The sequence below is a fragment of the Natronobeatus ordinarius genome (assembly GCF_024362485.1).
Classification (GTDB): domain Archaea; phylum Halobacteriota; class Halobacteria; order Halobacteriales; family Natrialbaceae; genus Natronobeatus; species Natronobeatus ordinarius.
Genome location: NZ_CP101456.1, coordinates 3,563,831 through 3,589,271 on the forward strand (window position 1 = coordinate 3,563,831; position 25,441 = coordinate 3,589,271).

The window sequence follows — 25,441 nt, forward strand, 5'->3', positions numbered from 1 at the left end:
GCTCACACCTCACCGGAGCCACTCGGCGCTTGGTCGTCGGTCCGTTCTTGCTCGACCCGTTCGAAGTCGTCCTCGAGAACGCGCTCGAGTTCGTCGTCGACGATCCATTTGATCACCCGGATGAACAGAACGACGAGGATCGCGTAGGCGATCGCAAAGGCGGAAAGCGAGATCGTCATCTGGGTCGATGTGAGCGTCTGAGAGACCCCCTCGCTCGTAAGCTGGACGTCCTGGATGATCCAGGGCTGGCGGCCGATCTCGGTGACGTACCAGCCGACGATGGTCGCGACGAAGCCGAGCGGGATCGACGCCATCAGCGCCTTCAGGAACCGGCCCCGCTCGAAGAGCGTCCCCTTGCGCATCCGGTAGACGCCCCACAGGCCGAGGGCGATGAACCAGAAGCCGAGAAACACCATCGTCCGGAACGACCAGAAGACGTACGCGACCGGCGGGTTCTGCACATCGAACTCCTCGAGGCCGTAGACGACCCCGGTCGGATCGGCCTCGGCGAGAAACGACGCCAGATATGGAATACTGACCGTGAACAGTTCCTCGGCCCGCGGGTCGGTGATGTCCGCGAGGTTCCGTGGGAACGCGAGGAGGTGCAGCGGGGCGCCCTCTTTGGTCTCGTACAGCGCCTCCATCGCGGCGAACTTCATCGGCTGGGTCTGGACGACGTGACGGGTGTACATGTCGCCGTGGATCACCTGGAAGATCGAGGTGATCGCGAGGACGCCGACCGAGAGCTTGAGCGTCCCGCGCCAGGGTTCGCTGTCGGGGTTCGTCCAGACGAAGTAGGCGGCGACGCCGGCGACGAAGAGCGTCACGGAGATCACCGCGGCGTTCTGCATGTGGACGTACATCCAGAACAGCCGCGGGGTGAAGTACGCCGCAATGGGATCGGTGAGTACGAGTCCTGTCACGCCGTTTTCCTCGATCAGTTCGTAACCCTGGGGCGTCTGCATCCAGGAGTTGACGATGAGGATCCACAGCGCCGAAAGCCACGCACCGACCATCACGAGCACCGACGAGAGGACGTAGACGCGGTCGCTAACTCGTTCGCGGCCGAACAACAGGACACCGAGGAAGACGGCCTCGAGGAAGAATGCCATCGTCGACTCGAAGGCGAGGGGGCCGCCGATGAGTTCACCGGCGAACTCCGAGAACGCGGGAAAGTTCGTCCCGAACTGGAAGCTCATTGGGATCCCCGTCGCCGTGCCCATCACGAACCCGATGGCGAAGATCTTCGTCCAGAACGAGCGCAACCGTTCGTACTTCTCACGACCCGTCGAGATCTCCTTGTAAGTGAAGTAGACGATGTAGGGGGCGAGCCCGACCGAGAGGGCGGCGAAGACAATGTGGACCGAAAGCGTGCCGCCGAACTGAATGCGACTCCCCAGTTCGGGGTCGATCAACAGCGGCTCGATCACTGTCTCTCACCACTCGACTCACTTTCCTCCGCTGCTCGGTCGATCGCCTCCCGCTCGTCTTCCAGCTGGACCCCGACGGCCCGAACCATGGCGACGAGAAATCCGAGTCCACGCTGGACGTCGGGGTTTCGAAGCGTCCGCATCAATTCGACAGTGCCGACTTGTTCCGGTGGCTTTTCCCCGGCCGCCTCACCGAGCCCCTCGAGCAACGTCTGGACACCGGCGACCGTATCCGGATCAGCCGTCGTATCCGCGACCTCTCCGAGCGAACCAGCGGTCCCGCCGACCGACATGACGATGTCGTCGTCGACCGCGGCGGCGAGCAACGCGATCGTGTTCGCCAGCCCGACCAGCGTCTCGAGGTCGCCGTTCGCCTCGAGCCTGGCGACCCGCTCGAGGCCGGTGGCGAGGTCGTCTACGTTTTCCTCGAGGACCGCAGTCAGTCGATCCGGACCCTCGGCTGCCTCGGCGTCGGCAGCCACCTCGAGGAGTCGGTCGTCGAGACGGTCCGTCTCGAACGCCGGGGTGTCGAACAACCCCTCGAGATGGCCTTCTTGGTGGACGAACGCGGCGACTGCCTCGGGATTCGTTTCGATCGCTTCGACGAGGAGGTCGTCGAGGTCGTCCTCGCCGGTGATTGTCTCGTCAGTCATGATCAGAGCAAGCCTCTAGCGGTCAGCCAGTACGATTCGTTGTACGCGAGTTTCGCCCAGTGGACGAACTGGGAGGGCGGTCGAACGACCGGATCCAGGTCGTAGTCGAAGGAGACGAACGTCGCCTCCTCGAGGCCGGCCTCGACGAAACAGAGCGTCCGGCCGTCGTACGTGGTCGTCGGCGTCTGTCCCCGGACCGCACTCGCGACCCGGTCTGCGACGACGCCGGCCTGGTAGTGTGCGGCGCTGCCGGCTTTGCTCGTCGGGACGTCGGTGATATCCCCCAGCGCGTAGACGTCCTCGGCACGCGTCGCCTCGAGCGTGTGGTTGTCGACCTCGATCCACTCCTCTCCAAGCTCCGCCCGCTCGACGAGCGGCCCGCCGACGTGGGGCGGGATCGTCACGAGGAGGTCGTACTCGAGCGACCGGCCGTCGGTTGCCGTGATGTGTTCGTGGTCCGGATCGACGGACTCGACCTCGAAGGCGATCTCGAGGGCGATGTCTCGCTCTGCCAAAAGCGGCGTCAGCCAGTCGTCGATCGACTCGATCGTGTGTGCTCCGTCGACCGGGTAGGTGTAGGTGAGCTCGACGTCGTCCCGACGGCCGCGTTCCCGGAGCCAGTCGTCGACGATGAGCGCGAACTCGATCGGTGCCGCCGGACACATGTGCGGGATGCCGACTGTGCTCAACACCAGGTGGCCGGCGGTGAACGTCGCGAGTTCGTCCCGAAGCGCCTCGGCAGCGTCGGCGGTGTAGAAGTGATGGCCGCCCTCGGCGAGTCCATCGACGGCCTCCGGGTCGAGCGTCGCACCCGTCGCGATCACGAGGTGGTCGTAGTCGAGGGAATCGTCGTCCTCGAGGGACAGGCGCTTCTCGTCGGTGTCGATCGCGGTGACGTGATCGAGTCGACACTCGACTCGGCGATCGAGCAATTCCTGCTGTGGACGACGGCTGTCGGCAACCGACTTCCTGTCGAAAGCGACGTAGAGGAAGATCGGCTTGTAGACGTGATCGGGCGTGTCGGTGACGAGCGTCACCTCGAGTGTGCCGGCCTCGAGTTCCTCGCGCAACGCGTCCGAGAGCTTGTTGGCGACGACCGTGCCGCCGGTCCCACCACCGACGATCACGACGCGCTGGCCGTCCACGTCTGTCGAGTCAGTCGCCATTCATCCGAACCCTCCTTACAGAGTGAAGTCGAGCATCGGTACCGAGCCTGTCTGGCCGGCTACAGTACACGAGTCGAAATAGGGGGGATGGGTGGCATTGACACACCATTGTTGTCCACGTTAGAACGGATAGCTATAAAGCAGCCCCCCCCTAACTGACAACAACAGGTCAATTCGTGGTTGAGAGAGGCTCATAACAGACGGTGTATCTATTAATCAATTATTCAATACCAACGGCTAAGAGCGAAGAGAGCGAGAGAGACAACATGCCCAGAACGTGTGCAGCCTGCAACGAACCTCTAGAGGAGGGAACTGGTACCTGCACTGCGTGTGGAAATGCACCGAAACGAGCGGTGAGAAAAAACGGTGTACTCGCCTTCGTCGTCGCCATTCCGCTACTGTTTCTTAATCCACCGATCGGCGTGATCCTGGCCATCGTCGGACTGTTCGTCCTGCTTGGCTCGTGGTTCGTCTCACCGATGGGGCAGGTCGCAGGCTCGAACTCGAGATCCTGATATCACCCTGGTTTTAACGGGGGTTATTTTGAAACCGGCACATGCTATGTTGGATAGACGCACAGCATACGCATGTAGTGATATTATTCTTCGAACCTATGATGGTATCTAGTTAGTCCAGGTGTTGGAGAGCTAGTGGTTTGTAGAAATTCACATCCTGAGGTTGTGACTAGAGGACTCGAGATTTGGTATATCACTATGCAGTTTATACTTGGGCTATGATTATAGATCTTTGAGCTACAGGGTCTGAAACGTCTGAATTCAGCGCTCCACAGGATTGGATAGAGTACTTTGCATTAGTCCAGTAATCACAAGTACCTTTATTGTCTCGAACGCCGTCTACTCATCTACGTTGATGCAACCCGGAGATTCCGGCGCTACCCCAGGGAAAACGCCGCTGAAAGACGCCCTCGAGGAGTGTCTCGAGACCAAAGGTCGACTCTCACCGAACTATCGGGAGAACTTCGAGCGCGTGGTTGGTTCCTGGATCGACTTCTGCCACCGGCGCAACGTCGAGGCCCTCGAGGATGTCACGGAACGCACCATGGCCGCCTTCGCTGGTCACCTCGCTCGTCGTGTCGAGGCCGGTCAATCTGATGGCGTCGACGGCGGGATCGCGGCTTCAACCGCATGGACGTACTACGATTACGTCTCGGCGTTCCTTTCCTGGGCAGTCAAGTGGGACTACCTCACCGAGAATCCTGCGGAAAAAGCACGGGCTCGCGAGCCGATGCCTGCTCGTCCCTCGAGCGGCGAGTACAACCGCCAGTTCTGGCAGTCCGAACAGCGACAGACGGTCGTCGACTACGTGCGCCGGCGCGTCGACAGCGCCTATCGGCACCCGATCGCCCCGAAGCCCGTCTTACACAAGCGCCTCCGAGACCGTGCCCTCGTCGCGACGCTCGCGTACACGGGCGTCCGTGGTGGAGAGATCCTGAACGACCCGACCGACGACCGGCGGGCCGGTCTGCGGTGGAAAGACGTCGACCTCGAGGACGGCAGGCTCAGGATCCTCGGAAAGAACCAGCAAGTCGAAGATGCCCAACTCCCTACGCAAGCAGCACGACCGTTACGACGGTGGAAGGACGCCCTCGAGCCGACAGCCTCGGACTGGCCTGTCTTCCCATCGATGCACGTCCCTACACTCTCACGGAAGATCGCAGCTGAACTCGGTCCGAAAGAACGTAGCAAACGAGTCTCGACGAGTCACCACTGGGCTGTTGTGCTTGATGAGGAGATCGAACCGCCGTCGATCACTACTGAAGGCGTACGATCGATCCTCAAACGCCTCACCGACGCCGCCGACGTTCCTGGACTTGGCGAAGATGAGTATCTCACGCTTCACGGAGCCCGCCGTGGAGTTGGCGAAAAGCTCTATCGTGAGCGTGGACACGCAGCCGCCCAACGAACCCTTCGACACGCCGACCCGTCAACCACCTCGGAGATGTATGCCCACATCGAAGCGAGTGAATTGGCTGACGACGTGAGTGAGGTGTTCAATGGTGAATGAGATCTGATCGTGGTACACTCTTTAATGCTATACCGAATGAGGGTGCCCGATGTGGGGTTCAACTCTCAGTGACGTAGTGGTGTTCATCCGATAGCGCCTGGGCGTCTTCGGGGAGTAACGCGGCAACGAGGCAGTCGATGAACTCCTCGCGGTACTCAACCAGGTCGGCGATGCGTTCGGAATCGACCGCTTCGAGCAAATCGAGCAGCATGAACGGGACGACGTCGTGGATGTCGTGGACGAGGTAGCCCGCCAGCGTGAAGACGAGGACGGTCACTTCCCATTCGCTCTCGGAGAGGTGATCGATCGTGTCCTCGCAGGTCGCCTCTTCCTCGCTGGTCCGGACGACGTGGAGGTTGAACGCTGAGCGGGTCACAGCCCGCCACTCCTCTCGGACAGTCTGCTCGCGGCGCTCAATCCAGATCCGTCCGATGTTGGCGTACTCGAGCACCGAGAGGATCGATTCCACGTGCTCGTTGAACGCGTTGACGACCTCGCTAACGGTACACCCAAAACGTTACTACAATCCGTTCAAAGAATGAGTTTCAACAGACCCCTCAATGCCAGGCGGTTATGGATGCGTCGACACGCTCATCAAGGTAATGTTCGATATCTGACTGTCGCCACTCGAGTGGTGAACACACGCTTTCAGCAGCACGAATCAGCAGCTCGGCATAGAAATCGACGTCGTACTCTGTGACCGCTTCGTGCTCGAGCGCGACGCGATTCCTCGAGTCACGCTCGTCGTCGGTCACCACGTACGAGATGTGTTCTCCGGGGTGGAACTCGAGCCCTTCATCCTGCGCTCGTTCGAGCGCTGCGACGGTTCGGGTTCGTTGGTGATACTCTCCTAAGCGCCTGGACGCTCGACGAGTGATTACGAGCGATGTCGGCTCGATCGAACCCGTGCGGAGCGTCTCGAGGTGACGCTGGAGTCGGTCGCAGACTGCCTCGGGTGTTCGGTGGACGTCGAGCGTCTCGATCAGGTCACGCTGGGCGTCCTTGATGAACGAAGGGGTGTGGCGTTGTCGACACTCGATACCCCGGTACTTGTACTGCTCCTCGTCGGTGAGTTTCCCGAAATACTTGTTGAGTGCTCCCTCGTCGCTATCTCGGAGTGGAACGAAGGCAATCCAGTCGTAGGCCGCCTCGTACTCCAGACGAATTCCGATGGCGTCGGTGATCTCAGTCGTCAGTTCCTCGAGTGGCCTCTGGCGGTCGCCTTCGACGGGTGTCACCCACAGGCTGTCGACGATGCCGTGCACGAGGTGCCAGCCGTTTTTCTCCAGGATTTCCTTCGCGTCGAGCAGGAGTTCGCGAGCGAAGGCGTTGATCGCCTCGTGGCACTCGATCCGGCCGAACTTCGCGTTCGAGAAGCCCTGGTAGCCGAAACAGGAGACGAGAATCCACTTGATTGCCTCCGCCCGGCGACGCAACGTCCGCTCGCGCTCGGGATCGTCGACGCCGGCGCGGAGTTCGGCTTTCATCGCGTCGCGGTCGTCGATCAACGGGCCGAGGACGTCCGGCAGGTAGCCCGGTTCGTCACAGATGCTGTAGCCGAGTTCGGGGACGTCTTCGCGATCGGCGTGGCACGAACACCGGATCGTCTCCGGACTGACGTTTCGGGTTCGGATGATGTTTGGATACAGACTCGAGAAGTCGAGTTCGTGAACGTTCTCGTGGAGCCCAACCTCCGGTGCGAACGTGTGGCCACCACGGTCGGCGTCGTGCAGCGTCGACATCGGCTTGAAGAACTCGTGTCGCCAGTAGCGCCAGGGGACGAGGACGTTTCGGTCGCGGGCTTCGCGAATCTGAATCGCCGTGAGCACGTTCCCGATCGACGCCCACGCGAGTTCCTGCAGCGGCTTTCTCGACCGCTGCACGAGATCGAGACAGCCATCGAGTCCCGACTGATGGTGGAAGAACGTGTTCGACCGATCGATGAGCACCCGACCGGGAACGTCGTACCGAGCGGGAGAGTGCCCGACCTGGCCATAGCTTTCGTACGTCGATCGTCCCGCGAGCTGCTGCCACCCCGGACGCCGACCCAGCTGAAAGTCGAGGTCGTGTTCTGCGGCTGTCCGATAGAGGACGGGAACGATCTCGGTCGTCGAGCAGATCAGCACGTCGGGAGCAACTGTCGAAAGGGCGTCGGTGATCGCCTCGAGCACGGAGACCGCATCGCCAGCGACCTGCTCGGACCCAACCGTGAGTTCGGTGATCGGCGGTGTCGCGAGTTCCACCGGTTCGACCTCGAGTTCGAGCGTCGTCAACTCGCGGGCGGGCGTCGGATCACGGTCGCGTTCGAGACAGTATCGAAACTCCCGCGAGAGGTCGACGTTGTAACAGCGATGCGTTCCCGGCCGATCGAGCGCTGTCACTCGCTCGGCGACGTTCCGGACGACGCCAATCGACTCGAGATCGACTCGAAGTACGTCTTCGGCATCGTGGCGAAACCCCCGTCGCCACCGTTCCTGGTCGACGGTGACGACTGCAGGATGCGATTGCAGCAGTTCGTTCACCGCATCGAATTTCGAGTCTCCCTCGTGTTCCGTCGTTACGTAGACCGACGGTGTGTAGTCCTCGATCCGACGGACTGATACCCCGTCATCGGTGGCCGTCCACTCGTAGACGCCGTCGTCGAGAAAGTCGATTTTGAAGGCCATGTTACTCGAGCTCGTCGATCGCATCGACCTGGGCTTCGAGTTCTTCGATCCGTTGTGCCTGCTCGAGGAGAATCGAGATCAGCAACGGATAGAACGGTTCGGGGTGGTTGAGAGTTCCTGCTGCGTCGGCGTGTGCACGTGCGTGCTCGAAGAGCCGGTCGAATCGCTCCTGATCGTCCCGGCGTAGCCCCCGACGGTACGGCTGCCACCGTGTCTCGAGTCCGCTTAGCAGGTCGCGATAGGTCGGGTTAGTACGACCCATCGGCGGTCACCTCCGGTGGGGATGGTATTGTCGTCGACGGACGTTCGTAGAGTGGCTGTCGGGCGGCGAGCACGCGTTTCCAGAACGTCAGCGTCGTCTGCACGTGGCCGCTGCTGGCCGGGTAGACGAGCGTCTCGAAATCGTCGGCGACGAACCGCGGTCCGAAGCGGGTGTGCTCACACTCGATGACCTCCCGGGCTGCGTTTACGACTGGGTCGGCGAACGCGTCGTCACGCGTCTTCGTGATCAATACCGGAAGGTCGTGTTCTCGAGCGATCGCGGCGATCGTCGCGATCGTCCTCGTGAGCAGGTTCGTTCGTTCCGTCCGTCGGAGGCTATCCGACCGGTACTGGCCGTCCAGCGCCGGGAGGACGAGCAACGATGTTTCCTCATCGATGAGTGGCGAAACGCTATCGACGAGTGCGTGATGCTGAAACGCGGTGAATCCTCTGGCAACGTGGATGCGATCGAGCAATCGGAAGTGGGGTGCAAGCCGGTAGAGCGGACGCGTCGTCGCGTGGCCGTGTGAATCAATCCAGTAGGCGCTCCCACCGGTTCGGAGCACGTGATCGGCAACCAGCGCATGGAGCGGGCCTCTGGAACCACCTGCCGTCTCGAGAAGCTGGACCCCCGACTCGAGCGTCGGTAGTTCCGGTATCGTCTGATCGTGTATGCCCATGCCAACAAGATAGAATTTCGGTTAGAATAAGGCGTGGCGTGTGGCTTCCGGAATTTCCGAAGTCCTAATTCCGTGGGTAGTGTCTCGATTACTGCACTCGATGTTGGTGAGAATGAGAGGGGAGCATAGTTGCAGGAAATCACGAACCCATATCCTGTCGACAAGTGGGTAGGTAACGAGGTCCGACTGCGAAGGGCACCTTCTTGAGACGACCGACCCATCTCCTGCTCATGCACCAGGTCGGAATCGTCGGCTGTGGCGTCATCGGGTCGCGCCTTGCGAAAACGTTTGACGAACACGAACGGACCGAAATCCGGGCAGTCTGTGACCGCGTCGCCGAGAAAGCAGAATCGATGGCGGCAACGTACGACTGTGAGGCGGTCACCGCGGTAGAGGACCTCGTCGATCTCGACACGATCGATATCGTCTACGTGGGCGTCCCGCCGAAGCACCACGCGGCCGTCGTCCAGGCCGCACTCAGCGCAGAAACGCACGTCATCTGTGAGAAACCCATTGCGGAGAACGCAGCGGTCGGCCGTGAGCTAACCGGCCTTGCACGCGAGAGCGACCGGACGACGGCTATCAACTTCCCGTTCCGCTACACGCCAGGGTTCGTCGAGATGCGCGACCGGATCGCAGCCGGCGAGATCGGCACGCCGAAACGTGTCGCCCTCCGATTTCGCTTCCCGCAGTGGCCGCGCGAGTGGCAGGACGTCGACTGGCTCGCCGGCCGCGAGCAAGGCGGCCCGCTCCGGGAGGTCGGGAGCCACTTCGTGTTCGGGACGCAGGAACTGTTCGGTGGTCTCGTCGACGTCACTGCGGACGTACGGCATACGGCCCCAGAGAAGTACGAGGAGTCCATCGTTGGCACATTCCTCGCCGGTGGCGATGTTGCGGGCGCCGATGTGAGCGAGGCAGACCGAGCGGATGCCGAGACCGTCACCGACGTCGGCGGTGCTGTCGCCCTCGATGAGCGCGTCCACGGGACTATCGACCTCCTCTGTGACTGTGCCGGCAGCGAGGAAAATAGCCTCACCGTCGAGGGAACCGAGGGGTCGCTGTCGCTACAGGCGTGGCGCTGCCTCGTCGCCAACCCCGGCGAGGCGGACGAGCGCGTGATTACCGAGGAACCGGGCGAGACGACACTCACACTGATCGACGAGTTCGTGACCGAGCTCGAGGGCGGCGACGGCGACCTCGTCTCCTTCGCAGAGGCGACGCGCGTCCAGGAGGTCGTCGACACCGTCCTCGGCGTCGACGCTGAGTGAAGCGGTCGAGACTTCTTGCACAGGTTCTCGAGCTACTGTGCTCGGGAGGACGACCTCCTTGCGGGTGAAGCTCTGAGCGTGAACGAGGTGATGGAGCTGCCGTCGAACAGCCATAACGCCGCCTTTGCCGCGTAGCGAACGGTCTCCTCAGTATCAGGAACCTCTCCCCCGTGAATCGTTCGATGATCCACTCGAGTGACCACGCTGTTTCCGGTTCACTCTAGCGTTCGGTACACGCGATCTCGGCTGCTCCCTTCAGCACTGAGCAGATTGTATCGAGCCATCTTCGAGAGGTACGTTCGGACCGTCCGATCGGTTTTCGGATTCTCGGCTCGCTCTCGGTACGTGGCGTAGATGTCACCGGGTGCGAGTTCGTCGTGCTCGTCGAGAATCTCGTAGAGGAGGCGTTGGTGGGGGGTGAGCGTATCGAGGTTTTTCCGTCGGATCTCGGCTTCAGCATCGGGAATTGACTGCTCGGCCACCGACGCAGTGATCGTCTCGAGGTGGTTTTGCTGTGCCCGTCGGGCTGCACTCCGGAGGATGCTCAACGCAACGCGAGCGTCGCCAGCTGCCACATCGGCGATCGTCTGCAGCACCGATCTGTCGACGGCACCATCCCGGAGCCCGATCCGGACGCGTCTGTGCATGATCTCGACGAGCGCGTCGGTCGAGTACCGATCGAACTGGACGCGTTCACTACCGCGCAGCCGACTCACGAGCCGGTCGTCGAGATCGGTGAACAGCTCTGCTTCACGGTTTGCGATCAGTATCAGCGAAAACCGAGACAACGCGTGTAAATCGTAGAGGAGCCGTTTGTCCTCGAGTTGGTCGACCTCGTCCAGGATCACCAGACACGGAGGCCCGTCGTACCGCCGGAGCCGCTCGAGCAGTTCGTCGTGCGGCGTCGACTGGCGATGGATATCGAGCGTCTTTCCGAGGCCCTCGAGGATTCGATAGACGGTTCGAAACCGCGAGTAGTTCTGCCAGCAGTTCACGTACTGCGTCTCGACTGAGAGCGTTTCCTGTTGGAGCCGGTCGGCCATATACCGCGAAATGCAGGTTTTTCCCGTCCCCGACGGTCCAGTCAGGAGTGCCACGTCAGTTGGCTCGCCTCGAGTCAGTGGCTCGAGGACGTGAGCGAGGTGGTTCACTTCGGCATCACGGTGGACGAGTTCCTGGGGGACGAACTCCGGCCGAAGCACCCTCGCATCCCGAATCATCGTCCGAGAGATTCTCACGGGTGAGTATAAGTGGAAGGGGGTCGATTCCGGAATTTCCGGAAATAGGGTTCGTGTTTCCTCATCTAACCTTGTCACCGTAGTTGGCTTCTACCATTTTTGAGACAGGGACCCCTCTGATGACCGCGATCTGTGTTGTAGTGCAACAAAAACAGATAGCACGAAGGGGATACTAAGTAGTGAATTAGGCACCGTCTATAGTAAAAATCAGAAATAATTACTCATCGTAGATATAGTGGGCTGGTCAAGAGCTGTATCAATCGCCGTTGTAAGATCGCCGAGTGACTCAAAGAAGCGGTTGCCGAGAGCAGCTTGACGTTGTCTGCAGCACTCCTCGACAGAATTTAGCGCTGGCGAGTACGCCGATAACGTGTTGGACGGATTTCTTGGGTTGATCGATACAGACTACTGTGGCGTCCATCTCCCGCCGCTTTTTTTGAACTCTTCGCGGAACGTCTCTTGCTCGTCAGCATTGGATTCGGCGGCTGCACGGCGCGGTGTTTGATAGCTCAACCCCGCTTCCTTGAGCAGCCGCCGGCAACTCGGGATTGAGTACTCGACATCGTACGTTTCGGCAAGATACTGCTGGACGAGCGCCGGCGTCCACGCCGGCGCGTCGAGCCCAATTTCTTCAGGAGATCCGTGAACAGTTGCTTCGAATTGTTCTTGCTTTTTTCCGAGAACTTTCGTTTTCTCCCAGATCGATGGACATCAGTGACGGCCTGCTCAAGCGACTCATCCGTACTTTCTTTCCGTCCACGTTGTCGAGAGCATCTTGCAACTCTTCGACTGAGATCTCGTCGAGGTGATCCACTGCCTGTCACAAGACTTATCGAGTAAATAATTCTAATGGGCGCTAAATTTGGTCGTCACTGCACCGTCACTATAGGTCGGGACTTACTGGCGCACCGTGTGTTACACACATATGGTTGTAATGGATTCGGTTCCGTTGGGGCTCCTTCGTCCTTACAACTTCGTGGATGTGATCTCCGAGTACACAACAGCTAGACCATAGTGCCAACGAGTTATCACACGAGATTAATAACTAATCTATCAGTATTTGAAGCAACACACTATCTATGAATAATTCATGTTTATTTCAACTTCATTTGTCGATCCGAGCAACAGGTCGGGGATTTTCTCTGTCATGACGTCCCCTTTCAGACGGTTTGACGGCCCGGAGATACTGATTGCACCGATCGCGACACCGTCTGAATCTGTGATTGGCGCGCCGACAGCGTGAAGTCTCGGAACTGATTCACCCCTGTTGAAAGCATAGTTGTGCTTTGAAATCCAATCGAGTTCCTCTAACAAGTCCTCTTTGCTTGTAATCGTGTCCTCGGTTCTGGCTGGAAGCCCGTGTGCTTCGATGATTGCCTCGATCCGATCACGGTCGAACGTCGATAGAATGGCTTTCCCGGCGGCAGTGTGATGAAGGTACTCCCTGTCCCCCTCGTTTGCTTGTGTCTTGACCGACTGAGATCCGGCTGCACCATACAGGTGAATACTGCGACCGTGTTCGTGTGTAATACACCAGACTCTTTCACCCGTCTCTTCAGCCAGCTCGTCGATTTTTGGTCTGGTGACGTGGAACAGCTCTCGTTGTGCTCTCGCGTGGATGCCGAAACCGAGCATTCGGAGACCGATTCGGTAACGTTCCTCGGATCGTGTCACGAAGTCCTGCTGTTCAAGCGTTTGGAGATGACGGTGGGTCGTACTTTTGGCGATACCGACCGCACTCGATAGTTCATCGAGGGTCGCTTCGTCCCGTTCCTTGATCTCCTCGAGTATCTTGATTGTTGTTTCGACGGTCGTGACGGGTCGAGCCGGTGTGTCCTTCATACCCGTACGTTTTCGACACTCACAGATAAATCTATTCGAGTAGTTCGAACACAGGTGGCGACCTTCTTCGTTCGAGTAATTCGAACGCCGAGGAGCGAACCACCCATCGGACACTAACGATCCGGCTCAGGATCGGTGACAGCGTGCGATAGTCCATAGTGTCGCGCTGTCTGCCGTTGGGACGAATTACCTCAACCATGGTGGTGGCCTGATGTTTTGGCCACGTGTTCGACCTCGAGATGAGGTCCCCACCGCCAACGAACGCGTCGTGTCGCCACAACTCGCTGACCGATTCCCCTCACTTCATCTCGTACGCCCCTGGCTTGGCCTCCTCGTTGATCCGCTGGAAAGCCACCTCACAGATTGCTCCCACTATCAGTAGACACTCGGTCTCGTCGTCGTTTTTCACTCTCTGGGCGTCCTCTCTGAACCGTATACAAATCTCGACGTTGGGCTCGAGTCTCTTACCTCCGTGCGCGGAGTAGCCTTTTGCTTCCCACCGTCGACACTGTGAGTCTCGTTTTTGACACCACACTTCGCTATGGCTTCTGTGATCCCTTCGGCCAGCGTTTTGAGCAAGAACTGGGGGCTGCGTCGCAACCGGCCGATCTCAGAACGTTGCTACCTCCAGGAGGCATGGCTATCGTCTACGCACAGGAAATGAATATACAACATATTTATTACACTGCACAATAATTCCACGGACGGAAGTTATGTACAAGCACATAGCGCTGCTCGTCCGCAAGAGCGGCATGACCCACGATCAGTTCGTCGATCACTGGCAGAACACACACACCCCGATCGCAAAGGAGATCGAGGGGGTCACACGGTATCAACAGGTGCTGCCGAACGATCCAGAAATTGCTGAGTTCGACGGAATCGCGGAGCTGTATTTTGAGGATCTCGACGCACTATATGCGGCACTCGGTAGCGAGGGATCCAGAGATTACGACCCAGCGAAGGGGAAAGCGAAGGAGGCACGCGAGGACGTCGATAACTTCCTCGCGATCGACGAACGACCTCGCTTCATCGGCGAAGAAATCGTTCAGAAAGACGAGACGGACGGTGACACCGCTGGGCTTTACAAGCACTCCGCCTTCCTCGTTCGAAAGGATGGAATGACCCACGAGGAGTTCATCGATCACTGGCAGAACACCCACACACCGATCGCAAAAGAGATCGAAGGTGTCGTTCGGTACACGACCGTCCTTCCAACGGATCCCGATAACGCGGAGTTCGACGGCGTTTCCGAACTGTACTTCGAAAGCCTCGAGGACCTGCACGCGGCGCTCGGAGGCGAAGGGAGCCGTGATTACGATCCAGCAGGCGGCAAAGCCAAAGAGGCACGCGAGGACGTCGATAACTTCCTCGCGATCGACGAACGTCCCCGCTTTATCGGCCGCGAGCGCGTCCAAAAGCAAGCCGACGAATAGACAGAGATGACCGAGTACCGCTCACAGGTTGAAGATGCCTTCCCTGAACTGTCCGAGATAGAATCCGACAGTCTCCGCGCGAAGGTACGCAAGGCATGGGTGCTCGCCCTTGAGCGTGGTGGGTGGCGTGACATTCACGATATCCCCTATGCGTGGAACATTCACGAAACGAGTAACGTTGAACACGTCCGTGGGGTCGTCCGTATCGCCGTCGACTCGGCCCGACAGCAGCGTGACTTCCACGGCGCGGATCCGGATCTAGACGTCATCCGGGCGGCGTGTCTGCTCCACGACGTCGGGAAGTGCTACGAGTACGTCGAGTACGTCGATGAGGATCTAACCGCAGATCCCAACCTCGAGTACGCCACGGATGAAATCCCTCACTCGCTATCCGGTTACGCGCTGGCTCACGAGGTGGGCTGTCCGCTTGCGGTTCAGCGGGCGATCCCGCATTTCATCGGCGAGATCCCAACCCGAACCCTGGAAGCGGAACTCGTAAAGAGCGCCAACTCCGCGTCCTCGAACGCGATCACCCAGGCGACGATGGGAATCACCCTCAAAGAGTGGGTTGCTAAGTACTCCCAGACGACGAAGTAGGTGGCCCGGCTAGCCGGGTGCCCTCCGTCAGAAACGCCTCACCAGTCGAACTACCACGATTCGGGATCCACCGTAGTCGCACTGGTTGTGGATTTACTTCTCGGCTCAGCAAACATCTCACACGGGAATTTATTCGATGAAATAGTGGTCTCGAGGAGAGCGTGTGAGTCGCTACTCGTGAAGCCCGAGGACCGTCTCGTAGAACGAGGGTTGTAACGTCTCCGCCATGTCTGGTTCACGGTCGATCTGAACATCGAGAACGGTCAGCTTGTTCGCGGCCCTCGCAGTTCGGAGTGCCCCGCCGAGCTCGTCCGAACCGACGATACGCTGCGCGTTGGCCCCGAATCACGTGGCAACGCAAACGAGGTGAGTATCGTGAAACTCGACGCCGTCGATCTCCCCCATCCTCCGGTTGTATCTGGCGAACCATACCGAGGTTACCGATCCACGAACTCTGTCCTACCAACGGTCCAGGGGTCTGTGTGAGACGGCCGTCCATCTCAGCCATCACGATCGCCTCACGTACCTCCCTCGGACGCATAACGTCGATGGATGGGCCCGAAAGCTACACCAGCAGTTCGCTCGTCCGGCCGTCGAGATACCCGGATAGATACTCGGCACGACCTCTTCGAGAACCTGTACGATGCGCTCGCTCGTGTTCATTCGTGACCCCTGCAGTTCGTGCGTCGTCATGGCTACTGATATTGACAGACAAATCCGCGTGACGATAGCTTCCATCGGCGGGGGTTGACAGGCGCACCAGTGCACGATCCACATTGGTAGCAATAACCAAAATTAATAATAACTGGTGAACTACGTAAATCGATATCAGACTTTATGCCGATTTATCGATTCGAATAAGCCGAACGATTGTTGTATTGGACGCGTTTCGGATGACGGTTGACCGTACTTTCGTCGAGAGGATTATCGGTCTAGACAGATACTCTCGACATTGTGAAAGGGGAATGCCCTGTAATTCCCTAATTGGTATCGGCCCAGATCAGCACGTAACACGGGAGAAACGTATTCGAGTTCCTCGAATAGGCTTTTGTGGGTTGTTTACCCTCGTCTCGAACATCGGAGTGTCGTACAATGTCTCTCGGTATGTCATTGTATACTATTGCACGTGAAATCGGATTCGAACATTTCGAAGTCAAGCTTTTCAGTCGAAATTGGGTCGAAGATAGTCGATTACCGGTCTCCACCCTAGTGGGAGGACAACGAACGAACTGCCGACGAGCATCGTCCCTAGCGGCGAAATTCACCCAGCAAAGAAACTGATATATGCTCAGATAAATAATGCCAGATATGGCGAAATCGTACGACCGCCTTTTCGAACCGATAGACATTGGTCCTGTCACGATTCCGAACAGAGTGTATCAGCCCCCACACGGGAACGCATATGGACTCGGTGACCGTCAGAAATACCACCGAGCAGAGAAGGCAAAAGGTGGGTTCGGTCTCATCGTTCAAGAGTACAGTCAGGTACACGAATCGTCCGATGCGACTCCCGTTGACACGGGGTATATACATACGGACGAAACAATCGAGCCACAAAAGGAAATGGTCGAGGCGATCCACGAGCAGGGCTCGAAAGTGTTCGTCGAGCTGTGGCACGGCGGCATAACGGCCTCGAACTACGGAACCCGACATCCACCGCTATCGGCGTCACAGATCCCCTCCGGGAGGTACTTCACGCCGAAAGAGATGGAATACGAGGATATTCAGGAGATCGTCGATGCGTTTGGGGACGCAGCCTCCCGAGCACGTGAGATTGGCTATGACGGTGTCGAGTTCCATGCCGCTCACGGCTACCTCATCTCGCAGTTTCTTTCGCCGTTCTACAACAACCGTGACGACGAGTACGGTGGCTCCCTCGAGAACCGGATGCGTTTTTTCCAAGAACTCATCGACGTGGTCCGGGAAAACGTGAGCGACGACATGGCGGTTGGGACACGGTACACGATCGACGAGCGGGTCGACGGTGGGCTCACGAAGGACGGAGACGGGATGGAGATCATCCGTCAGATCGGCGACGATCTCGATTTCTGGGACATAGACATCGGTGTCAAGCAGTCTATCGATGACATGATTGGCCCGAGTCGGAAACACAACAAGAACTATCAGATGGAGTATATTCGGGAGGCGACTCAGGAACTCGACGTACCCGTCGGAGGTACAGGTCGGATCACCGATCCCGACGATGCCGAGTCACTGCTCAAGGAGGGGTACGTGGATATGATTGGGATGGCCCGTCAGTCCATCGCGGATCCGCACTGGGCACGAAAGGCAAAACAAGGTGACGTCGATCAGATCCGAGAGTGTATCGGCTGTAACATCTGTGTCTCACAGTCCAGACAGGGCATTCCGCTTATTTGCACGCAGAATCCGACGATCGGCATGGAGGAACAGTGGCCAGCAGAGGAGTACCGCGAAGCGGATGAGCCGAAAGGCGTCGTCGTCGTCGGGGGCGGGCCAGCAGGACTAGAAGCAGCGCGGGTCGCGGCCGAACGAGGGCACTTCGTTCATCTGAAAGAAAAAGAGCGTGACGTCGGTGGACGCGTCAACTTCGAAGGGAGCCTCCCCGACCTTGGCGAGTGGAAACGCGTCCGCGACTGGCGGAAGACCGAACTGCAGCGATTGGACATGGCGGAGATCCACACTGGCCCCCGGGCCGAAATGGACTACGACGACGTTCGGACGTACGGCGCCGAAATCGTAATCATCGCGACGGGTGCGAGGTGGTCCGAAAAAGGCATCACGTCCGGCACCCACGAGCCGGTCGAGGGCTGGAACCAAGACCACGTTCTCACCCCCGAAGAAGCGAACGATGCAGACATCTCCGATTCATCGGTCGTCATCTTCGACGAGGAGGGGTACAACGTCAGTGCCGGCATTGCACAGTCGTTGGCCGACGAAAACGACGTCACGTTCGTGACTCCCCGAACGAGCGAGTTCCAGGAGGCATTTCACACGTTCGAGCAGAAGGAGATCTTTAAATCGCTGTACGAGAAGGACGTCACGTTCCTCCCGAAACACTCCCTTGCGTCCGTCAGCGAAGACACCGTCGAGGTATCGAACGTATACTCGGGTGAGACGGACACTGTCGACGCAGATTACGTCGTGTTCACGACAATGCGCGTCTCCAACGATCAGCTCTACAAGGAGCTGAAAGCCGACGTCGACGAACTTCGATCCGAAACTGAGATCGAGGAAGTACATGCGGTCGGTGACTGTGTCTCCCCGCGTCGGATCGCCGACGCGGTCTATCACGGCCACGAGATTGGCCGGTCGATCTAAGCAGCGCCACCCCGCATTCGGAATGATCTCGTTTTCGCGCTCGCAGCGTCAGAACGTGTGCCATCCCCCATCGATGTAGAGGAGTTCTCCGGTCACGTACCCGGCCGCATCGCTCGCGAGATACAGCGTTCCATTGGCAATCTCCTCGGGAAGGCCCGAGCGACCCTGTGGAATCTCCTTGATAAATCCGCCTTCGGATGCGCTCTCCCGCACTTCCTCGATCGGTCTGGCGACTTCCGTTTCGATGACACCGGGAGCGACCGCATTTACTCTGATGCCGGTATCGGCGAGATCCAACGCGGCGGCGTACGTGATCATCTGAACCGCCCCCTTCGAAGCACAGTAGGCCACCTGCTCGCGCATGGCGTGGCTCGAGTTAATCGAGGCGGTGTTGACGATGGCTCCGGACGCGTCGCGATCGAGCATGTCCGCGGCAGCGTATTTGCACCCGAGAAGGACACCGCGTGCGTTGATGTCCATCACTGTATCGAACTCTTCGGCGGTCACGTCGAGAATCGATTGAGGAATGTGGATTCCGGCGTTGTTTACCATCACGTCGACGCCGCCGAACTCTCTGGCTTCGTCGACGACCCCTCGGACATCATCGGGGTCTGAAACGTCCGTCTCGACGAACGTGACGTCACCGGGAAGATCGCTGGCGGCCTCGTGGGTCGGGAGCTCGTTGTGCGATTCACGGGGGGACTCTCTGATATCAGCACTCAGAACTGTTGCACCGGCCCTGGCGAAGCCCAGCACGATCTCCCTCCCGATACCGGAACTACCACCAGTTACGATCACTACCTCATCCTCGAAGTCGAACGCTATCGAACTCATACGAGGAGATCCATCCCGCCACGGAAAACGTTTGCTTTCCGTTGATATCGAGTACCACGAGCGTTCAACGAGTCTCACCGATTGATCAGCCTCTGCCCCGGCGGGCGCGCTCGCGAAAATCGAGCAGCTGACGGTGAGACGTCGTACCAATGGACCAAAGTCACCGTGGAACTGACGACCACAGCACGGGAGAATTCACGGGCGGTCGCGGATGTGAACGTAACTGGGACGAGTAACATTTTCGACGCCGCACGGACACTTGACGACCAGGTTGAACGCGTCGCGTGGGCGTCTTCGGCGGCCGTCTACGCCCCACCAGTGAACTACGCGAGTGGGTTGACGAAACCGACCTCGTCTACCCTGACACGCTGTATGGCGCGACCAAAGAATACAACGAACACCAGGCCCGAGTCTATCACGAAGATTACGGCCTTGATCACGTTGCATTGCGCCCGACGGTAGCCTATGGCCCTTACCGTGAAACCGGTGGCTCCGCATTTCTGGCGAACATCATCGAGAAGCCGGCGCTCGGAGAGTCCTACAGCGTCGAGTACGGCGACCAGTACGTTGACTGGCAACACGTCGAGGACATCACCCAGGCGTTCTTGAAAGGCGACGTTCACGCCCGAAGAGGAGTTGACCCAGCGCGTCTACAACGTACGTGGTGTGCTTGCGACGGTGCGTGAGGCAGCTGAGGCCGTTGAGGCGGTGATGCCCGACGCCGATATCGAGGTCTCGGATGAAGGTGAACTGCCCTGGACACAAAACCTCGACATGACGAAGCCACAGGAGGATCTCGGCTACGAAGTTCAGTACGACCTCGAATCCGGCTTCCGCAAGTACATCAACGTGCTGCGGGAAGAACACGGGCTCGAGCCCGTCTGATGAACGATCTTCCGTTGGGAATTTCCTTCGATCGGTGCCGTCACCGGATGCCTGAGTGCCAACTGCCGTTGACACTCGGAGTAATCATGCGTAAATATTTATTCGGTTGCGTCTAGGGTTCGCTGTAATGTACAAACTCATCCAGTTATTGGTGCGGAAGGAGACGTTGACACACGAGGAATTTCTCGAACACTGGCAGAACGCGTGTGAAGGGATTACACACCTAAAGGGGCTGAAGCAGTATCGGACAGTGCTGCCAACTACGCCGGAGAGTGCGGAGTTCGACGGTATCGCGGAGCTACACTTCGAGACGGTCGAATCGTTGCACGATGCGCTCGGTACTGAGGGAACGTGGAATTTTTCCACACACCGCGAGACGGTAGCCGACGATCGGGATGATTCGGGGGATTTCTTGCAGGCCGAAACTGTCCAAAGCATCGTCGGCAAAGAGGTCATCGAGAAAGACGAGGTAGACGGTGAGACGGACGGGCTGTATAAACATTCGGCGTTCCTCGACCGAAAGGAGGGAATGTCTCAGGAGGCGTTCTTCGAGTACTGGGCCGACGAACATGCGCCGATAGCGCGTGAGGTGCCCGGCGTCGTACGCTACGTACGCGTCATACCAACCTCCCCCGAGCGCGCGGCCTTCGACGGGGTTGCCGAGCTATACTTTGAAAGCCTCGATGCACTACGTGCAGCATTAGGCCACGAATCGTCCCGAGACTATGCTCCGGACAATCCCGCGGCGAAGGCGCTGCGGGAAGACGCCGAAAATCTCCACTCTATCGATGGGCGTCCTCGATTTATCGGCACGGAATTCGTTCAGATTGATCGGATCTGAGTCGGCTTGCTGCTCTTCCTGTCCGATCCACGTTCGAACAGGAATGGCGTTGCGAGAACCGGATCGGCCGTCCGTGGTTAGTAGAGATACCGAGTGCCGCTTCACACAGCGTATCGGTATCGAGTAGGCTCAATCGTAGACCGCTTCTTAATACATTAGCCCAGGGAGATACAGCACAAGAACTGGGAATGCCACGAGGAGTATCAAGATCAACAGATCCGGAACGATAAATCGCACTGCGCCTTTAAACGTGACCCAGGGATCGATATCGACGGAGCTGGATGCGACATAAACGTTCAAGCCGAGCGGCGGAGTGACCATCCCGATCTCGACCGTCTTGATGATCACGATACCGAACAACAGCGGATGCATGCCAAACCCGTCGACCATCGTCGGATACGTGATCGGCAGCGTAAGCACTAGAATTGCGATCTGGTTCATGAACATCCCGAGGAAGAGATAACAGAGGATGATAATGGCCAGCAGCTGATATTTGCCGATGTCAAGCGCAGTGACCAGTTGTATGAGGTCGGTTACGAGACCCGTGATTGCAATATACCTCGAGAAGAACATCGCACCGATGATGACGATGAAGATGAACGTCGTTATCCTGAGCGTCTCGTTTATCGCTCTCAACAATCCATCCAACCTCATGTCATAGATGACGACGCTAAGAATGATCGCTCCCGCAGCGCCGAACGCCCCCGCCTCGACGGCGGTGACTACGCCAAAGTATAATCCTCCCAGGATGAACAGGATTAAGAGCAAAGCGGGGATCAAAGGTTTTGACAATCCGATGCGTGTGCTCCAGGAATCGGTTTCGACTGCTTCCCCGGTGATAGACGGATTCATCTTTACCCAAGCCAGAATTATGATAACATATGCAAATGCCGTTAGTATCCCCGGTATCATCCCCGCGATAAACAGTTGACCAATGCTCGTTTCCGTGAGAATGCCGTAAATGATGAGGGCGATACTAGGCGGAAACATCATCGCAAACGTGCCGGACGCGGCGACCGTTCCCATCGTCAACCTGTCATCGTACCCGAACCGTTTCATGTTCGGGTGAGCGATCTTCGCAAACGCCGCGGCACCAGCGGTACTCGAACCCGACATCGCGGCAAACGCGCCGTTTGCGAACGTTGTCCCGATGGCGAGTCCACCCGGGAAGACCCCTTTGGTCCACGAATCCATCGCATCGAAGATGTCCTCGAGTATACCAGATTCATCGAGAACGATTGCCATGAGCACGAACATCGGAATCGTCGCCAGCAGATAATTCTGCGTTTCCCCGTACACCGTCTGTCGCATCAGCGAAAACGCCTGGAACACCCCTAAGTGTAGCGTTATCCCCACGAATCCGACAAAGAAAAACGTATACCCGATAGGAACTCCCAGTATCAGGAACAAGATCATGACAAGTAATAATGCGAGGACGGTTAGGATCGAGCTCATATTTACCCTGTCCTAGTCTTACGACTAATAGATTCATTAAAGATTGCGTTTCCAGCAAGCTAATGAATGGTGCTGAGACGTTACCCAAATGATGTCCTTTCAAGCGTTGTTCTTTTCTCACAGGAACAAGGCACACATAATGGGTTCGACGTTTGCCCCGTCCTGTCCCTGTCGAGAGTTCGTCTCACACCGGTCACGTTGACCAGGATTCCGAGAACAGGGTCGAGGATCTTCTCGATCGACTTCGTCGATAACCCATTTCATTGGGCAACTGAAGAGGGCAGTAGATGGAAGCCAGTTCCCTCGTCGGAGAGACGCCGGATCGTCTCTAGTGATCGTTGAAACTTCTGTGATCGGGTGTGAGTCGTTTCGCCGATCATGTGTACAAATTTCATGATTGTAGTCGTTTCGGGGCCGCATTCGGGCAATTGCTTCAGGGCTGGCCATGCATACACGGGTGCTGGATTCGCGTATCGTGAACCGGTGCGTGCGGAGGGTTTAAGCCATGGGGTATACCTATGGTAGGGTATGGCGCTGACCGATAAGGGGAAGTCGGCTCTCGATTCCTTGAGAGAAGGATTTCTCTTTGTGATCTCAAATGGAAACCGCCAGATCGCCGTCGCAAGTATCGCGTTGATCCTGCTGTTCACTTTCATCAATTCGGTGTCAAGATATCTAATACAGGCACCGATCTCGGGATCGGTCGACATCATCACATTCATCCTCATGCCATTGACCATCTGGTTTTATGCTGCAACCCTCCAGTACAACGAGGGTCGCTCGTACGGAGATCCCACGTCGGAGGGAACACGCCGAGAGGGCAACATCACGGTCGATTTTCTGGCCAACCGACTGAGTAGAGAAACGAACGAACTTATCAAACTACTGTACTTGCCGATTATGATCGGCATCCTCGGAGGTCTCGTGTACTTTTCCTGGAACGCCTCTCTGGATGCCTGGCACGGGCAACACTGGACAACCGGGGCCATTCAGCTTCCCATCTGGTTACCGAGATTCATCATAACTTTCGGTATCCTCTTCCTTGTTCTGGAGCTGACCAGACAGTTTATCCACCTATTGATACGGATTTCGAGGCGGGCCTCGACAAAACTTACGGCACGTGTGTGAGCGCTTTTGATCGACGCGTATCATCGTAGCCCAATGCCCACGGTGTTCAAACCGACACGCGGCATCTGCTCGCACGTTTGACGGGTGGTACCGGATGTGTTGTGGGCTCCTCGAGCGGACGCCGTTCGTGAAGATCGCGCGATCGACGTGGATTTGAGTTGTTCGTGGGGTCAGAACGGAGACCTCAACAGTGGCGGCTTCCTCCCGTGTTCACAAGACACGGTGTCGTGTAGCCCATCAGAACGCAAAGCGTTCTGAGGACGACGAAAGTAACAGGGTTTCGCCTTACGGTCATTCTGAGGGCGATCGCGGCTGTTTCGTCAGCTGAGGCATGGCCAGAGTCAACGATCCCTATCGGTGCTGACTGCAGCGGTGATCAATCCTCGAGAAGTGTACGGGAGGAAAAGCCGATTAGCTTTCCGCGGGTGGATAGTAACTACCGTATTTCTCCATGAGTTCGATCCAGTGGTCGCGGAACTCCTCTCCATTTCGTCCTTCCGCTTCCTGATCTTGGATCCACTCCTCGGGGAGGTTTTCTACCGTTGCGTGGATTTCCTCTCGGATCGGACTCTCGTATCGGAACAGCTGGTTGCCTCCCGGCGGCCGTTCGTCAGCGAACCAGTCCTCGTTAGCGTAGATATTCTCCTCGACGTAGTCGTTAATCCGCTGAATCAGCGTTTCGCCAGTCCAGGTGCCGACCTCGAGGAACACGTCCTGAACCGACTCAGGCATACTGTTGAATTTGTCCTGGCTGATGGACAAACAGAGCGGGAATCCACCAAGGTGAAGATTGGTCGTCTTGAAATCGGTGACCTCGTGAAGGCTGGCATCCAGAATTCCGGTCTGCGGATAGATTGCGCCATCTGCAGTTCCAGACTGAAGCGTTTCATACGTCTCCTCGGCAGTTGTTTCGACTGGCGACCCGCCCAGTTCCTCGATGACGAGCGACATCGCTCCGCCGCCGGATCGGATTACCATCCCCTCCAACTGATCCAGACTCGTTATCTCCTCCTGGGAGAAAAGCTGGTATCCAGGGGGCGTGCCACCAATGAGACAGTACTGGTCGAGATCTTCCCAGTAGTGTGAGAGATATCCGCCCGGTTGAACCATCTCGGTGAAGGCCTGAGTGGCCGCGTCTGCCTCACCGACCGGCCAGATAAACGGATTGTTGAGGAAGCCGGCAAGTGCCATTTCGGTTCCGTAGTAGGTTGGCAGATCGAACGCCATATCGACGATACCGTCTCGGACGCCGTAGAAGCCCTCAACTGCACCCACGACAGAGCCACCACTGTGCCAGGTGTACTCTATCTCGTACGGCTCATCGTTTTCTTCGAGGATCCGGTTGATCTCGTCGAAATACTCATAGATGAAGATGTGTGATGCGTAACTGTTTTCGGGAGGCCACCCACCTGCCTCGATCGAAATCGTCTCTACGCCATCACGGCTGCCAGTACCGTTTCCATCTCCATCATCATCTCCCATACATCCAGCGAGCGAAACGATCCCCGCAGCACCTATTGATTTGACTGCTGTTCGACGACTGATAGGGATGTTACTGCTACCCATACGTCTATTCCTAGGATTATTACTATATAAATCTGCTTGTATCATCAATTGCCCCCTAGTTTCGCACGTCGGAACACTCAACATTCACAGATGACTGACGTCTCCGAAGAGCGTCGAGCCGCAGTTCTCAACAGATCAGGCGTCGTCAGAAAGGTGGTGGTCGCCGATCCGCA

General features: G+C 57.8%; 19 protein-coding genes and 3 pseudogenes. 9 read left to right on the plus strand and 13 right to left on the minus strand.

The genetic code is table 11. The annotated features are described in order from the left end of the window. Positions 1-2 precede the first annotated feature (2 nt). Genes NMQ09_RS17990 through NMQ09_RS18000 form a run of 3 tightly spaced genes read right to left on the minus strand, consistent with a single transcriptional unit; the run spans position 3 to position 3,249 of the window. Positions 3-1,430, minus strand: coding sequence for a cytochrome ubiquinol oxidase subunit I (locus tag NMQ09_RS17990; protein ID WP_255191957.1), 1,428 nt, complete (start codon positions 1,428-1,430; stop codon positions 3-5). Next, on the minus strand, positions 1,427-2,083 hold the full coding sequence (locus NMQ09_RS17995; protein ID WP_255191958.1) for a helical membrane plugin domain-containing protein: 657 nt from the start codon (positions 2,081-2,083) through the stop codon (positions 1,427-1,429). The genes NMQ09_RS17990 and NMQ09_RS17995 overlap by 4 nt, the downstream gene beginning before the upstream one ends. A gap of 2 nt (positions 2,084-2,085) precedes the next feature. Next, on the minus strand, positions 2,086-3,249 hold the full coding sequence (locus tag NMQ09_RS18000; protein WP_255191959.1) for an NAD(P)/FAD-dependent oxidoreductase: 1,164 nt from the start codon (positions 3,247-3,249) through the stop codon (positions 2,086-2,088). Between the two features lie 353 nt (positions 3,250-3,602). Between NMQ09_RS18000 and NMQ09_RS18005 the strand changes: the two genes are divergently transcribed. Together NMQ09_RS18005 and NMQ09_RS18010 are read left to right on the plus strand one after the other, a co-directional pair. Beyond that, positions 3,603-3,764 (plus strand): hypothetical protein, encoded by a 162-nt coding sequence (locus NMQ09_RS18005; protein ID WP_255191960.1) that lies wholly within the window; start codon positions 3,603-3,605, stop codon positions 3,762-3,764. Between the two features lie 355 nt (positions 3,765-4,119). Next, positions 4,120-5,274 (plus strand): tyrosine-type recombinase/integrase, encoded by a 1,155-nt coding sequence (locus NMQ09_RS18010; RefSeq protein WP_255191961.1) that lies wholly within the window; start codon positions 4,120-4,122, stop codon positions 5,272-5,274. Between the two features lie 58 nt (positions 5,275-5,332). Here the strand turns inward: NMQ09_RS18010 and NMQ09_RS18015 are convergent. The 4 genes and pseudogenes from NMQ09_RS18015 to NMQ09_RS18030 all read right to left on the minus strand — a co-directional run. Continuing rightward, a pseudogene (locus tag NMQ09_RS18015) lies at positions 5,333-5,773 on the minus strand (archaea-specific SMC-related protein); the annotation flags it as partial. A 58-nt stretch (positions 5,774-5,831) separates the two neighbouring features. Beyond that, positions 5,832-7,940 (minus strand): type B DNA-directed DNA polymerase, encoded by a 2,109-nt coding sequence (locus NMQ09_RS18020; protein ID WP_255191962.1) that lies wholly within the window; start codon positions 7,938-7,940, stop codon positions 5,832-5,834. 1 nt (position 7,941) lies between these two features. Then, positions 7,942-8,202 carry a DUF8156 family protein gene (locus NMQ09_RS18025; protein ID WP_255191963.1) on the minus strand — a complete coding sequence of 87 codons (261 nt, stop codon included), beginning with the start codon at positions 8,200-8,202 and terminating at the stop codon, positions 7,942-7,944. Then, positions 8,189-8,881 (minus strand): P-loop NTPase family protein, encoded by a 693-nt coding sequence (locus NMQ09_RS18030; protein ID WP_255191964.1) that lies wholly within the window; start codon positions 8,879-8,881, stop codon positions 8,189-8,191. The genes NMQ09_RS18025 and NMQ09_RS18030 overlap by 14 nt, the downstream gene beginning before the upstream one ends. A gap of 230 nt (positions 8,882-9,111) precedes the next feature. Between NMQ09_RS18030 and NMQ09_RS18035 the strand changes: the two genes are divergently transcribed. Continuing rightward, positions 9,112-10,149 (plus strand): Gfo/Idh/MocA family protein, encoded by a 1,038-nt coding sequence (locus NMQ09_RS18035; protein WP_255191965.1) that lies wholly within the window; start codon positions 9,112-9,114, stop codon positions 10,147-10,149. Between the two features lie 215 nt (positions 10,150-10,364). On the opposite strand, the gene NMQ09_RS18040 is transcribed toward NMQ09_RS18035, so the two are convergent. From NMQ09_RS18040 to NMQ09_RS18050, 3 genes and pseudogenes are all read right to left on the minus strand, one after another. Then, positions 10,365-11,369, minus strand: coding sequence for a Cdc6/Cdc18 family protein (locus NMQ09_RS18040; protein ID WP_255191966.1), 1,005 nt, complete (start codon positions 11,367-11,369; stop codon positions 10,365-10,367). Positions 11,370-11,594: 225 nt separating this feature from the next. Further along, a pseudogene (locus tag NMQ09_RS18045) lies at positions 11,595-12,201 on the minus strand (winged helix-turn-helix domain-containing protein). Positions 12,202-12,464: 263 nt separating this feature from the next. Further along, complete coding sequence (locus tag NMQ09_RS18050) at positions 12,465-13,229, minus strand: IclR family transcriptional regulator (protein WP_255191967.1); 765 nt, start codon at positions 13,227-13,229, stop codon at positions 12,465-12,467. A 713-nt stretch (positions 13,230-13,942) separates the two neighbouring features. Here NMQ09_RS18050 and NMQ09_RS18055 point away from each other — a divergent pair. The 3 genes from NMQ09_RS18055 to NMQ09_RS18065 all read left to right on the plus strand — a co-directional run bounded on the left by NMQ09_RS18055 (position 13,943) and on the right by NMQ09_RS18065 (position 18,559). Then, entirely contained in the window at positions 13,943-14,662 is a 720-nt protein-coding gene (locus NMQ09_RS18055) for an EthD domain-containing protein (protein WP_255191968.1), read from the plus strand. Between the two features lie 6 nt (positions 14,663-14,668). Continuing rightward, entirely contained in the window at positions 14,669-15,259 is a 591-nt protein-coding gene (locus tag NMQ09_RS18060; RefSeq protein ID WP_255191969.1) for an HD domain-containing protein, read from the plus strand. 1,308 nt (positions 15,260-16,567) lie between these two features. Further along, a complete protein-coding gene (locus tag NMQ09_RS18065; protein ID WP_255191970.1) occupies positions 16,568-18,559 on the plus strand; it encodes an oxidoreductase in 1,992 nt (663 codons plus the stop codon). Positions 18,560-18,607: 48 nt separating this feature from the next. Here NMQ09_RS18065 and NMQ09_RS18070 read toward each other — a convergent pair whose 3' ends face one another. Continuing rightward, the gene (locus NMQ09_RS18070; RefSeq protein ID WP_255191971.1) at positions 18,608-19,393 is read right to left on the minus strand and encodes an SDR family NAD(P)-dependent oxidoreductase; all 786 of its coding nucleotides are present in this window, start codon (positions 19,391-19,393) and stop codon (positions 18,608-18,610) included. A gap of 171 nt (positions 19,394-19,564) precedes the next feature. On the opposite strand from NMQ09_RS18070, the pseudogene NMQ09_RS18075 reads away from it, so the two are divergent. Both NMQ09_RS18075 and NMQ09_RS18080 read left to right on the plus strand, forming a co-directional pair. After that, a pseudogene (locus tag NMQ09_RS18075) lies at positions 19,565-20,278 on the plus strand (NAD-dependent epimerase/dehydratase family protein); the annotation flags it as partial. Between the two features lie 127 nt (positions 20,279-20,405). Beyond that, a complete protein-coding gene (locus NMQ09_RS18080) occupies positions 20,406-21,119 on the plus strand; it encodes an EthD domain-containing protein (RefSeq protein WP_255191972.1) in 714 nt (237 codons plus the stop codon). Positions 21,120-21,266: 147 nt separating this feature from the next. Here NMQ09_RS18080 and NMQ09_RS18085 read toward each other — a convergent pair whose 3' ends face one another. Beyond that, complete coding sequence (locus NMQ09_RS18085; protein WP_255191973.1) at positions 21,267-22,574, minus strand: TRAP transporter large permease; 1,308 nt, start codon at positions 22,572-22,574, stop codon at positions 21,267-21,269. A gap of 528 nt (positions 22,575-23,102) precedes the next feature. On the opposite strand from NMQ09_RS18085, the gene NMQ09_RS18090 reads away from it, so the two are divergent. Continuing rightward, positions 23,103-23,702 carry a TRAP transporter small permease gene (locus NMQ09_RS18090; protein WP_255191974.1) on the plus strand — a complete coding sequence of 200 codons (600 nt, stop codon included), beginning with the start codon at positions 23,103-23,105 and terminating at the stop codon, positions 23,700-23,702. Between the two features lie 411 nt (positions 23,703-24,113). Here the strand turns inward: NMQ09_RS18090 and NMQ09_RS18095 are convergent, their stop codons facing one another. Beyond that, positions 24,114-25,268 carry a type 2 periplasmic-binding domain-containing protein gene (locus NMQ09_RS18095; RefSeq protein WP_255191975.1) on the minus strand — a complete coding sequence of 385 codons (1,155 nt, stop codon included), beginning with the start codon at positions 25,266-25,268 and terminating at the stop codon, positions 24,114-24,116. Between the last annotated feature and the right edge of the window lie 173 nt (positions 25,269-25,441).